Raw genomic sequence first — 12,574 nt, 5'->3', positions numbered from 1 at the left:
CACGCCGTTTTTCACGGGGTACCGGCCGCAGTTTTACTTTCGGACGACGGACGTGACGGGGGACGTGAAGCTGGCGCAGGGAGTGGAGATGGTGATGCCTGGGGACAATGTAAGCGTGGAAGTGAGTCTGATCACGCCGGTAGCCTTGGAGAAGGGATTGCGGTTCGCGATCCGCGAAGGCGGCCACACCGTCGGCGCCGGCGCTGTCACCGATATCATCGAGTAAGGTTCAGGTAGAGGATTATGCGAGAAATCATTACATTGCAGTGCGGCGAATGTAAAAACCGGAATTACACGACCATGAAGAACCGGAAGAAGCATCCGGAGCGGCTGGAGACGTCGAAATATTGCAATACGTGCAAAAAGCACACGCCGCACAAAGAAGTGAAGTAGGCGGTTTTTTGAATTCCGAATCGAAAAAAACGGAACCCTTCGGGCCGCCATGCAGCCCTCAGGGTAAAGGGGAGTAGGTTCAACGGTAGACCGCCGGTCTCCAAAACCGGATGTGGGGGTTCGAATCCCTCCTCCCCTGCCAGATTTTGCGGGCGGCGGGCGAAGGGAAGTAGCAGGCGGCAAGTGAAGTTGGGGTGGACGAATTGAAACCATGGCAGAAGCACTCAAGGTGAGAGACGACAGCATTCACGGCGGCGGCAACGGGGGAAACGGGGAGAGCGCCGTTGCGTCATCCTTCGGGCGATTGACCTCGATTCCGCGCCGCTGGAAGCAGTTTTATCACGACGTGCGGTCGGAAATGGCGAAGGTCGTCTGGCCTACGCGGCAGGACGTGATTTCGTTGACGGGCGTGGTGATCGTCACAGTGACTTTTTTCGGTTTGTTTTTTCTGCTGACGGACAGCGTGTTCAGCCGGCTGGAAACGGTGGTACTCAACTATTTTAAGCACTGAGCAAGGAAGCGGCATGGCCAAGCAGTGGTACATCGTTCACACCTATTCGGGCTTTGAAAATAAGGTGAAGGAAAGCCTCGAAGGGCGCGTGGCGGCATTCGGTCTGCAGGACAAGATTGGGCGGATGGTCATCCCCACCGAGTCCGTGGTCGAAGTGCGTGGCGGCAAGAAAGTGATCTCCCCGCGAATGTGTTATCCGGGGTACTTGCTGGTCGAGATGGATATGGATGACTACACGTGGCACGTCGTGCGCTCGACGCCGCGCGTTACGGGATTCGTCGGATCGGGGCAGACGCCCACGCCGCTGAGCGAGGAAGAAGTCGAGAATATTCTGAATCGCGCGACGACCACGGCGGAAAAGCCGCGGCCGAAGCTCACGTTTGACCGCAATGAGTCTGTGCGCATCGTGGATGGGCCGTTTGCGAATTTCACGGGCGTGGTCGAGGAAGTGAACTCGGACCGCAGCACACTGAAAGTGAGTGTGACGATTTTCGGACGCTCAACGCCGGTCGAACTGGATTTCGCGCAAGTGGAGAAGGTCGCGTAGCCGGAAGCAGCGCGGTTTCGGGGTTATTGCAAGGGAGTCAAGATGGCAAAGAAAGTTCAAGCAATGGTGAAGTTGCAGTTGCCGGCCGCGAAGGCTACGCCGGCGCCGCCTGTGGGTACTGCGCTCGGTCCGCAGGGCGTGAATATCATGGATTTCTGCAAGCAGTTCAATGCCAAGACGAACAAAGAGCCGGAAGGGATGATCATTCCGGTGCTGATTACGATTTACAGCGATCGGACTTTCACGTTCATCACCAAGACGCCGCCGGCCTCCGAACTTCTGAAGCGCGCGGCAGGGATTGTGAAGGGTTCGCCGGAGCCAAACCGCAATAAAGTCGCCAAGGTTACGCGCAAGCAGGTGGAAGAAATCGCCAAGATGAAATTGGTGGATCTGAATACGATGAGCTTGGAATCGGCGGTGCGCACGGTGATGGGCACGGCGCGCAACATGGGAATCGAAGTCGAAGGTTAGGAGAAGCAATGGGCAAGGTCGGCGGAAAGAAAATCCAGAATGCGCGCAAACTTGTGGAAACGCGCGCGTACAAGCTCGGCGAAGCGGCGGAGCTGCTGAAGAAGGCTCATTTCGTGAAGTTCGACGAGACGGTCGAGCTGGCTATCAACCTCGGCGTTGATCCGAAGCAATCGGACCAGATGGTGCGCGGAACGGTTGTGCTTCCTCACGGCCTGGGAAAATCAAAGCGCGTGCTGGTGATTGCCTCGGGCGAAAAAGTGCGCGAAGCGGAAGAAGCGGGAGCGGATTTCGTCGGCGGAGAAGACATGGTGACGAAAATCGCCGGCGGCTGGACAGACTACGACGCCGTCATCGCCACGCCGGACATGATGAAGTCCGCCGGACGCTTGGGCAAAGTGCTCGGGCCGCGCGGCTTGATGCCGAATCCGAAGACGGGCACGGTTACATTTGAAATCGCGCGCGCCGTGAAGGAAATCAAAGCCGGCAAAGTGGAATTCCGGCTCGACAAGACGGGAATCATCCACTCACCGGTCGGAAAGATCAGTTTTGGAGCGCCGCAGCTTGCAGAGAACGCCATGGCGCTTCTGAGCGCTGTTTCCAAGGCCAAGCCCGCTGCCGCAAAGGGCAAATACATTCGCCGCGTGACGCTCACGTCGACGATGGGCCCGGGCATTTTGATCGATCATTCCGAAGTCGATGCGGCGATGGCGACCGCGGCCTAAAAGGTTCTGAAGGAGCTGTACATGGGAATGAAGAAGGCTGAGAAGAAAGAAAAGGCGAACTCGCTTCGCTCTGAACTGGCGAATGTATCCACCGTGATTCTTTCGACGTTCCAGGGCATCACTGTTGAACAAGATACGCAGTTGCGGCGCGCAGTGGAAAAGGCAGGCGGGCATTACGAAGTCGTGAAGAACACGCTGGCGGAGCGCGCCGGAGCCGGGACGCCGATTGAGCCGCTGCTGAAGAATCTCGCGGGCACGAACTCAATCGCTTACACCATGACGGATCCCGTCGCGCTGGCCAAGGTGCTGACGAAAGTTGCGAAAGATGTTCCCGCGTTTCAGTTCCGCGCAGGTTGGGTCGAGGGACGCGTCATTTCGATCCAAGAAATTCAGCAACTGGCGCAGTTGCCTAGCAAGGAAGAATTGATCAGCAAGATCATGTTCCTGCTCAATGCACCGGCGCAGCGCTTGGCAACGGCAGTGGCCGCGGTGCCGCGCAATCTGGCAGTGGTAACGAGCGAAGCCGCGAAGGCTGGCAAGTTCGGCTCGGGCGGCGGAGAGGCCGCTCCGGCAGCGAAAGCGGAATAACGAGTTTAACTTTTAGGAGGATAGGAAAAGGCGATGGCGAGCAAAGTGGAAACAATCCTGGATGAGATCAAGGGCCTGACGCTTCTGGAAGCGTCGGACTTGGTCAAGAAAATGGAAGAGACGTTCGGCGTTTCTGCCGCAGCGGCTGCTCCGGTCGTGATGGCTGGCGGCGGTGGCGGCGCGGCGGGCGCGGCTCCGGCGGAGGAGAAGACGGAATTCACCGTCGTTCTCACGGAAGTCGGCGCAAACAAGATCAACGTGATCAAGGCGGTTCGCGAAGTCACCAGCCTGGGCCTGAAGGAAGCGAAGGACCTGGTGGACGGCGCGCCCAAGCCCGTGAAAGAGGGCATCAACAAGGACGAAGCCGCCACGATCAAGAAGAAGTTCGAAGAAGCGGGAGCCAAGGTCGAGATCAAGTAGTGACGCCGGCGGCGAAAATTCGCCCGGCGACAAAGGAATCCGTCCATGCGCGTGTCTTTTCGAGATGCTCCATCTCGTCACGCGTCCTGCCCGGACTCGCAGCTGTGGTGTCGGCACGGCTCGATTCCGGTTCTTTCCCCGGAAGGGATGAGGTAAGCCAGCATGCGTAACGGTAATCGTGCAACAAGGGAACGGGAACGCCTGGACTTTGCCCGCATTCGTGCGGCTGTGCAGATTCCCAATCTGATTGACGTGCAGAAAAAATCCTATGAGCGCTTTCTGCAGATGGACAAGCTGCCGAGCGAGCGCGAGGACACGGGCTTGCAGTCCGTGTTCACGTCCGTGTTTCCCATCCAGGATTTTCGCGGACTTTCGCAGCTCGATTTCGTGGACTACGCCATCGGCGACTGGGAATGCAAGTGCGGCCATTTGCGCGGCCTGCATCATTTGCGCGCCACTTGCCGGAACTGCGGCGCTTCTGTGGTCACCAATCCATACAAGACCGGCGACGTGGTGTGCTCGAAGTGCGGCGCGTTTAACCGCAATACGCCAACTTTCTGCAACAAGTGCGGCGACCCGGTTACTCTGCAACTGAAGTACGACGTAAACGAGTGCCAGGAACGCGGCATGACGTATTCCGCGCCGCTGAAAGTCACGATTCGCCTGACGATTTACGACAAGGACCCGGACACGGGCGCGAAGTCCATTCGCGATATTAAAGAACAGGAAGTTTTCTACGGCGACATTCCGCTGATGACGGAGAACGGCACGTTCATCATCAACGGGACTGAGCGCGTCATCGTCAGCCAGTTGCACCGCTCGCCAGGCGTGTTTTATGAGACGGCCAACAACCGGACTTACTTCCTTGGGAAGATCATTCCTTATCGCGGTTCGTGGGTCGAATTCGAATACGACACGAAGAACATCCTCTACGTGCGCATCGACCGCAAGCGCAAGTTTCTCGGCTCGATTTTCCTGCGCGCGCTTGGGATGAAGTCGAATGAAGAAATTTTGCGGACGTTCTATCAGGTCGAGCGCGTCTCTCTGCGCGACCGCCAGTTGCTCCTGGGCGTCTCGGAGGCTTTGCTCGATCGCAAGCTGTCGAAGGAAATCAAGCACCCGCACTCGGGCGACGTGATGGTCGGCGCGCACAAGCGCATCACGGAGTCGCTCTACAAAGAGATCGTCAAAGCCAAGGTCGGCCAGGTGGAAGTTCCCGTAGGAGACCTCGAGGGCGCGGTCACGGTTGGAGAGCTCGTCAATCGCCAGACCGGAGAAGTTTTGCTCGAAGCCAATAAGCCGCTGAATCCAGAGACCTGGGCTTCGCTTGCCGAGGCGGGAATCACGGAAGTCGATGTTTGTTTTCCGGAGCGCGACGACGTCGGCGTGATTATCAGCCGCACACTCGAGAAGGACGCCATCCGCAATTCGCGCGAAGCGCTGATCGAAATCTACCGCAAGCTGCGTCCTGGCGATCCGCCGACGCTCGAAACCGCCACGGCGCTGTTCAATGGCATGTTCTTCGATGCGCGGAAATACGATTTCAGCCGCGTCGGCCGCCTGAAGTTCAATATCAAGATGGGACTCGAGACACCGCTCGACAAACGCACGCTGGAGTCGGGCGATTTCGTAGCGGCGATCAATTACCTGCTCAAGCTGCGCAAGAACATCGGCACCGTCGACGACATCGACCATCTCGGCAATCGCCGCGTCCGCGCCGTAGGCGAGCTGCTCGAAAATCAGTTCCGCATCGGCCTGGTGCGCATGGAACGCGCCATCAAGGAAAAGATGTCCGTGTACCAGGAAATGTCCACGGCTATGCCGCACGATCTCGTCAATGCCAAGCCAGTGATGGCCGCGATTCGCGAGTTTTTCGGCAGCTCGCAGTTGAGCCAGTTCATGGATCAGACCAACCCGCTCAGCGAAATCACGCATAAGCGGCGGCTTTCGGCTCTGGGTCCGGGCGGACTTTCGCGCGAGCGCGCGGGATTCGAAGTGCGCGACGTGCACCCGACGCACTACGGCCGCATTTGCCCGATTGAGACGCCGGAAGGTCCGAACATCGGCTTGATCAGCTCGCTTTCCTGTTACGCGAGGATCAATGAGTTCGGGTTCATCGAATCGCCGTATCGCAAGGTGAAAAACGGCCGCGTGATCGATTACGTGCAAATCGTCAATGCGGGCGGAAGCGAATTCAAGCCTGGCGAAATCGTGGAGAAAGAAAAAGTCGATTCGGCAAACGACGAACTCACGCGCGGCAAAGTGACCGCCGATGCGTATTGCTTCTACCTCTCGGCGTGGGAAGAGGACCGCTACGTGGTGGCGCAGGCGAACGCTTCGCTCGACGAACGCGGTCGCATCACGACCGACCTCGTGAATTGCCGCCAGGCCGGCAACTTCGTTTTGAAGTCGCGCGAGGAAGTGGACTACATTGACGTTTCGCCGAAGCAGCTGGTCTCCGTTGCGGCCAGCTTGATTCCGTTCCTTGAAAATGACGACGCGAACCGCGCGCTGATGGGATCGAACATGCAGCGGCAGGCCGTGCCTCTTATCAAGGGCGAAGCGCCTCTTGTGGGAACGGGCATGGAACGAGTGACGGCGCACGATTCCGGCGCGGTCGTGAGCTGCCGCCGCGACGGCATCGTGGATCAGGTCGACTCGGAGCGCATTATCGTCCGTGTCGAATCCGATCAGTCGGGCGTGCTGAGCCGCGAAGTCGGTTCGGATATTTATCTGCTGACGAAGTTCAAGCGCTCCAACCAGAACACGTGCATCAGCCAGAAGCCACTGGTTCGCGTCGGCGACCGCGTGCATCAGGGCCAGGTGTTGGCCGATGGCCCGTGTACGGATCGCGGCGAACTGGCGCTTGGACGCAACGTGCTTGTCGCGTTCCTTCCGTGGCGCGGCTACAACTTTGAAGACGCCATTCTGGTGAGCGAGAAGCTCGTTCAAGAGGATTACTACACTTCGATTCACATCGAGGAGTACGAAATCGAGGCGCGCGACACGAAGCTCGGCCCAGAGGAAATCACGCGCGACATTCCCAACATCAACGAAGGCTTTTTGCGCAACCTCGACGAAAGCGGCGTGATTCGCATCGGCGCCACGGTGAAGCCGGGCGACATCCTCGTCGGCAAAGTGACGCCCAAGGGCGAGACTACGCTGACGCCGGAGGAAAAACTGCTGCGCGCCATCTTCGGCGAAAAGGCCGGGGACGTCCGCGACGCTTCGCTCTATTGTCCGCCGGGCATCGAGGGCACCATTGTCGACGTCAAGATTTTCTGCCGCAAAGGAGCGGAAAAGGACGAGCGCCACAAGGCCATCGAAGCGACCCAGGTTTTCAAGCTCGAAAAGAACCTCGCCGATGAGATCCGTATTCTCACCGACGAAAGGCTGAAGCGCCTCAGCGCGCTTTTGGGCGACCAGACGCTCGTTGCCGACCTGCACGATGAACGCACCAACAAGCGCCTGCTGACCAAGGGCACGGAACTTACGCGCGATATTTTGGAAAAAATTTCCACGCGCAATTTGAAGCGCCTGCGCCTCTCGGACAAAGATCCGTTGCTCATTGAGAAGATCGACGAAATCGAAGAGATGACCTCGCGGCAAATTGACGTGCTCCGCAAGATCACCGAAGAGCGCAAGGAAAAACTCAAGAAGGGCGATGAGCTGCCGCCGGGCGTCATCAAGCTCGTGAAGGTCTATATCGCGATGAAGCGCAAGCTGTCGGTCGGCGACAAAATGGCCGGCCGCCACGGAAACAAGGGCGTCATCGCGCGCATCGTGCCCGCGGAAGACATGCCCTATTTGCCTGATGGCACGCCGGTCGAGATCGTTCTCAATCCTCTCGGCGTTCCTTCGCGTATGAACGTGGGGCAGATATTGGAAACGCACCTCGGCTGGGCTGCAAAGGATCTGGGCCGGCAGGTTTCGCAGTTGCTCGATGGCGAGGCGCGCACGGAAGCGGTGCGCAAGTGGTTTAAGGAAACCTTCGGCGCCACATCCGTTTGGGAGTCACTCCGCGGTCTCGACGATGATGACATTCTCGACGTTGCGCGCAACTATGGAGAGGGCATCCCCATGGCGACGCCGGTTTTCGACGGCGCTCGCGAAAAGGACATTCGCCATCTCTTGGCCGCAGCAGGGCTGCCCGAAAATGGCAAGATCACTCTCTACGACGGGATGACCGGCGACCAGTTCTCGCAACAGGTCACCGTCGGTTATATCTACATGCTTAAGCTGTCGCACTTGGTCGACGATAAGATTCACGCACGCTCGATCGGCCCCTATTCGCTCATCACCCAGCAGCCGCTGGGCGGCAAAGCGCAGTTCGGCGGACAGCGCTTCGGAGAAATGGAGGTGTGGGCGCTCGAAGCTTACGGCGCGGCACACATCCTCCAGGAATTGCTCACGGCGAAGTCCGACGACGTGTACGGCCGGGCCAAGATTTACGAAGCTATTGTCAAGGGTGAGGCCGGAATCGAACCCGGCGTACCCGAATCCTTCAACGTGCTTGTGCGCGAGCTGCAGTCGCTCTGCCTGGACGTTGAACTGATGAAGCGCCAGAAGCCGCAAACGGAACCAGCGGCTGCCGATTAATTCCCCCCTGTTTTTTGGGGAGGTTGACAACGAATTTTTTGTCCCGGCGTTGCCGGGACGGGAGGTTAGCCCTTGTACCGATCTAGCCCGTATGATCGCGCCAGCCAGATTGCCGATTTCGATTCCATCCGCATCAGTCTGGCGAGTCCGGAAAAAATCCGGTCTTGGTCGCATGGCGAGGTAACCAAGCCGGAAACGATCAATTACCGCACGTTCAAGCCGGAGCGTGACGGTCTGTTCTGCGCCAAAATCTTCGGTCCGGTGACGGACTGGGAGTGCTTGTGCGGCAAGTACAAGCGCATGAAGCACCGCGGCGTCATCTGCGACAAGTGCGGCGTCGAAGTCACGCTGAGCAAAGTGCGCCGCGAGCGCCTCGGCCACATCGAGCTCGCTTCGCCCTGTTCGCATGTATGGTTTTTTAAGGGTCTGCCGAGCCGCATCGGTTATTTGCTCGATATTTCCATGCGCGACCTCGAGCGCGTGCTGTATTTCGAAGCCTTCGTCGTCGTGGATGCCGGCGATGTGCCGGGAATCAAAGAGAAAGAGCTGCTGCTCGACGATAAATATCGCGAGCTGCAGAAGGAATTCGCCGGCAAATTCCGCGCCATCATGGGCGCGGAAGCGATCAAGGAATTGCTCCGCCGCGTGGACATCGAAAAGCTCTCCGAAGAGTTGCGCGAAAAGATGAAGGCCGACCCCAGCCTGCAGAAGCGCATCAAGTTCGCCAAGCGGCTCAAGGTGGTTGAGTCGTTCCGCAAGAGCGGCAATCGGCCGGAGTGGATGATCCTCGACGTGATTCCGGTCCTTCCGCCGGAGTTGCGCCCGCTCGTGCCTCTCGACGGAGGTCGCTTCGCCACTTCCGATTTGAACGATCTCTATCGCCGCGTCATCAACCGCAATAACCGCCTGAAGAAACTCATGGAACTTCATGCGCCGGACGTGATCGTGCGCAACGAAAAGCGCATGCTTCAGGAGGCCGTGGACGCGCTATTTGACAATGGGCGCCGCGGCCGTGTGCTTCGTGGCACGAACAATCGCCCTCTCAAATCGCTCTCCGACACGCTCAAGGGCAAGCAGGGACGTTTCCGCCAGAACCTGCTCGGCAAGCGCGTGGATTATTCGGGCCGCTCCGTGATCGTCGTTGGTCCGGAGCTCAAGCTGCACCAGTGCGGTTTGCCCAAGAAGATGGCGCTCGAGCTTTTCAAGCCCTTCATCTATCACCGCCTCGAAGCGGCCGGGCACTGCACCACGATCAAGCAGGCCAAGGAGCTGGTCGAGCAGCAGGAATCGATCGTTTGGGACATTCTCGAAGAGGTGATCCGCGAGCATCCAGTGCTTTTGAACCGCGCGCCTACGCTGCATCGTCTCGGCATTCAGGCGTTTGAACCCGTGCTCGTCGAGGGCAAGGCTATTCGCATTCACCCGCTCGTTTGCACGGCGTTCAACGCCGACTTCGACGGCGACCAGATGGCTGTGCACATTCCGCTCTCGCCGGAAGCGCAGGTGGAAGCGTCCGTGTTGATGCTCAGCTCGCACAATATTCTCTCGCCGGCAAACGGCGGGCCTCTTGCGGTTCCGACGCAGGATATGGTTCTCGGAATCTATTACGCGACCAAGGCCAAGCCCGGCGCCAAGGGCGAAGGCCGCGCGTTCGGCACTATTGATGAAGTTTTGCTGGCTCTGGAGGCCGGAGAAGTCGAATTGCTCACACCGATTCGTCTGCGATACACCGGCGAAGTTATCGAAATGTCCACGGCGTATGACGATCAGGACGTCACGCACACGCCTTCGGTGATGCTCAACAAGCAATTCCTGCAAACCACCGTAGGCCGCGTGATCTTCAATGATCACCTGCCCTCGGATATGCCGTTTATCAATGGTTTGCTCAAGAAGAAGGGCACGCAGCAGCTCTGCCAGTATTGCTACTTGCGCTTTGGCCTCGAACGCACGGTGCAGATGCTCGACAAGCTGAAAGAACTCGGCTTCTTCTACGCTACCAAGGCCGGGCTTTCCATCGGCATCAGCGACATGGTCATCCCGGGCGATAAGGCCAAGCTCGTGGATACGGCCGAGCGCGAAGTCGTCAAGGTGCAGCAACAATACCTCGATGGCGCCATTACCAATGGTGAACGCTATAACAAAGTCATCGCCATCTGGAGCGATGTGACCGAAAAAGTGGCCGACGAGCTCTTCAAGACGCTCGAAGAGCAGGACAAACAGGGCACGATGAACCCGATTTACGTCATGGCCGACTCCGGCGCTCGCGGATCGAAGCAGCAAATCCGCCAGCTCTCCGGCATGCGCGGGCTGATGGCCAAGCCTTCCGGCGAAGTCATCGAGTCGCCCATCACTTCGAACTTCCGCGAAGGCCTCGACGTGTTGCAGTACTTCATCTCCACGCACGGCGCCCGCAAGGGTCTGGCCGACACGGCGCTCAAGACCGCGGACTCCGGCTATCTCACGCGGCGTCTGGTTGATGTGGCCCAGGACGTCATCATCAACGAATTCGACTGCGGTACTGCCGACGGAATTTACGTCGAGCCGATTCTCGAAGCCGGCGTCGAAGTCGAGCCGCTGCGCGACCGCGTGATTGGCCGCGTCTCGCTCGAAAAGATTAAAGACTATGAAGGCAACGTAATTGTCGAAGTGAACCAGGAAGTGACCGAAGAACTCGCCAATGCGATCCAGGCCGCGGGCATCGAGCGCGTGAAGATTCGTTCCGTGCTCACGTGCGAATCCCGCCGCGGTGTTTGCGCGCGCTGCTACGGCCGCAATTTGGCCACCGGGCGCTTCGTCGAGATGGGTGAAGCCGTCGGCGTCATCGCCGCACAGTCCATCGGCGAGCCCGGCACGCAGCTCACCATGCGCACGTTCCACATCGGCGGCACGGCTACTCGCGTCACGGAACAATCCAAAGTCGAAGCCAAGAACAATGGTTTCGTGAAGTTCATCGACCTCAAGGTCGTCGAAGGCCGCGGCAAGACGTTCATCTCCATGAACCGTTCGGGCCTCATCGCCGTCGTCGACGACAAGGGCCGCGAGAAGGAGCGCTATCACGTCGTGTATGGCGCCCGCCTCAAGGTAGAAGACGGCCAGCCGGTCACCGTTGGCCAGACCATGGTCGAATGGGATCCGTATACGTTCTCGATTCTCACCGAGACGGGCGGGACCATTCAGTTCAAGGACTTGCAGTCCGGCCTGACGATCGAAGAGCAAGTCGACGAAGTCACCGGTCTTTCGCAGCTCGTCGTGACCTTGCCTCCGGGCGACGAAAAGCACCAGCCCATGATCCTGGTTCGCGATTCGCAGGGCCGCGTGCGCAAGAAGTACCTCATGCCTTCGCGCGCCCACTTGATGGTTGCCGATGGCGACGAAGTGCATCCGGGCGATGTTCTCGCGAAGATTCCGCGCGAAACCACGAAGACCAAAGACATTACCGGCGGTCTGCCGCGCGTCGTCGAATTGTTTGAGACGCGCAAGCCGCGCGATCCTGCGGTCATCAGCGAAATCGATGGCGTGGTGAAGTACGGCGAAATCGTCAAGGGCATGCGGCGGATTTACGTCGAAAGCGAAGATAGTAAGACGGTGAAAGAGTATGCGATTCCGCGCGGCGTGCACATCAACGTGCAGGAAGGCGAACATGTCCGCGCCGGCGAGCCGCTCATCGACGGGCCGCTGAATCCGCATGATTTGCTCGCCGTCCTGGGCGAAAAATTCACGCAGGCTTATCTTGTGAACTCCGTCCAGGAGGTCTACCGCCTGCAGGGCGTGAATATCAACGACAAGCACATCGAGACCATCGTTCGCCAGATGATGCGCTGGGTGAAGGTGGAAGATGTGGGCGACACGCCATTCCTCCTCGAAGAGCAGATCGACAAGTTCCGCTTCCGCGAGGAGAATGACCACGTCATCCGCGACGGCAATCGTCCGGCGACCGGGCGCCCGCTGCTGCTCGGCATCACCAAGGCGTCGCTTTCCACCGATTCGTTCATCTCAGCGGCGAGCTTCCAGGAGACTACGCGTGTTCTCACTGAAGCGGCCATCTCCGGCAAGGTCGATTATCTGCGCGGCCTAAAGGAGAACGTCATCATGGGCCGACTGATTCCCGCCGGCACGGGTCTCGAGCGCTATCGCTCGGTTCGTTTGCTGACCGAGGTGCCCAAGGAAGAGCCGGAGGCAGTCGAGCCCGAGCTCACGCCGGAGGAAGCCGCTGCACTGGACTTCCTGCGCAAGGACACTGACACGGTCGCAGAGGGCTAGACGAAGATTTAGTTTCGGGCAATTCTGACGGCGCGCCGGTCCGGCACGCCGTTTTTTTTGTCT

The 12,574-nt window shown here is 58.8% G+C and carries 10 protein-coding genes and 1 tRNA gene; all 11 read left to right on the top strand.

The features are described from left to right. The coding region (tuf, locus tag VGR81_00285; GenBank protein HEV2287369.1) for an elongation factor Tu at nt 1-226 on the top strand (226 nt) is incomplete at its 5' end. A gap of 17 nt (nt 227-243) precedes the next feature. Next, nucleotides 244-393 (top strand): 50S ribosomal protein L33, encoded by a 150-nt coding sequence (rpmG, locus tag VGR81_00280; GenBank protein HEV2287368.1) that lies wholly within the window; start codon nt 244-246, stop codon nt 391-393. A 67-nt stretch (nt 394-460) separates the two neighbouring features. Next, nucleotides 461-535 (top strand) — tRNA-Trp (locus tag VGR81_00275). Nucleotides 536-604: 69 nt separating this feature from the next. Beyond that, nucleotides 605-904, top strand: coding sequence for a preprotein translocase subunit SecE (gene secE, locus VGR81_00270; protein HEV2287367.1), 300 nt, complete (start codon nt 605-607; stop codon nt 902-904). Nucleotides 905-917: 13 nt separating this feature from the next. Next, nucleotides 918-1,451 (top strand): transcription termination/antitermination protein NusG, encoded by a 534-nt coding sequence (gene nusG / locus VGR81_00265; GenBank protein HEV2287366.1) that lies wholly within the window; start codon nt 918-920, stop codon nt 1,449-1,451. Nucleotides 1,452-1,493: 42 nt separating this feature from the next. Continuing rightward, on the top strand, nt 1,494-1,922 hold the full coding sequence (rplK, locus tag VGR81_00260) for a 50S ribosomal protein L11 (GenBank protein ID HEV2287365.1): 429 nt from the start codon (nt 1,494-1,496) through the stop codon (nt 1,920-1,922). Nucleotides 1,923-1,930: 8 nt separating this feature from the next. Continuing rightward, nucleotides 1,931-2,644 carry a 50S ribosomal protein L1 gene (gene rplA, locus VGR81_00255; GenBank protein HEV2287364.1) on the top strand — a complete coding sequence of 238 codons (714 nt, stop codon included), beginning with the start codon at nt 1,931-1,933 and terminating at the stop codon, nt 2,642-2,644. A gap of 21 nt (nt 2,645-2,665) precedes the next feature. Beyond that, nucleotides 2,666-3,232, top strand: a complete 567-nt coding sequence (gene rplJ, locus VGR81_00250) for a 50S ribosomal protein L10 (GenBank protein ID HEV2287363.1) — start codon at nt 2,666-2,668, stop codon at nt 3,230-3,232. A 33-nt stretch (nt 3,233-3,265) separates the two neighbouring features. Beyond that, complete coding sequence (gene rplL, locus VGR81_00245; protein ID HEV2287362.1) at nt 3,266-3,652, top strand: 50S ribosomal protein L7/L12; 387 nt, start codon at nt 3,266-3,268, stop codon at nt 3,650-3,652. A 162-nt stretch (nt 3,653-3,814) separates the two neighbouring features. After that, a complete protein-coding gene (rpoB, locus tag VGR81_00240; protein ID HEV2287361.1) occupies nt 3,815-8,251 on the top strand; it encodes a DNA-directed RNA polymerase subunit beta in 4,437 nt (1,478 codons plus the stop codon). Between the two features lie 72 nt (nt 8,252-8,323). Continuing rightward, entirely contained in the window at nt 8,324-12,511 is a 4,188-nt protein-coding gene (gene rpoC / locus VGR81_00235; GenBank protein HEV2287360.1) for a DNA-directed RNA polymerase subunit beta', read from the top strand. The last annotated feature ends 63 nt before the right edge of the window (nt 12,512-12,574 follow it).

This window comes from Candidatus Acidiferrales bacterium, assembly GCA_035934015.1.
Classification (GTDB): Bacteria; Acidobacteriota; Terriglobia; order Acidiferrales; family UBA7541; genus DAHUXN01.
The sequence above is the reverse complement of the archived record's forward strand: the minus strand, read 5'-3'. Positions and strand labels throughout refer to the sequence as shown.

Bases quoted from the DNA above. Each gene is read 5' to 3' on its own strand.
- rpmG (HEV2287368.1), top strand. From the start codon at position 244: ATGCGAGAAATCATTACATTGCAGTGCGGCGAATGTAAAAACCGGAAT.
- secE (HEV2287367.1), top strand. From the start codon at position 605: ATGGCAGAAGCACTCAAGGTGAGAGACGACAGCATTCACGGCGGCGGC.
- nusG (HEV2287366.1), top strand. From the start codon at position 918: ATGGCCAAGCAGTGGTACATCGTTCACACCTATTCGGGCTTTGAAAAT.
- rplK (HEV2287365.1), top strand. From the start codon at position 1,494: ATGGCAAAGAAAGTTCAAGCAATGGTGAAGTTGCAGTTGCCGGCCGCG.
- rplA (HEV2287364.1), top strand. From the start codon at position 1,931: ATGGGCAAGGTCGGCGGAAAGAAAATCCAGAATGCGCGCAAACTTGTG.
- rplJ (HEV2287363.1), top strand. From the start codon at position 2,666: ATGGGAATGAAGAAGGCTGAGAAGAAAGAAAAGGCGAACTCGCTTCGC.
- rplL (HEV2287362.1), top strand. From the start codon at position 3,266: ATGGCGAGCAAAGTGGAAACAATCCTGGATGAGATCAAGGGCCTGACG.
- rpoB (HEV2287361.1), top strand. From the start codon at position 3,815: ATGCGTAACGGTAATCGTGCAACAAGGGAACGGGAACGCCTGGACTTT.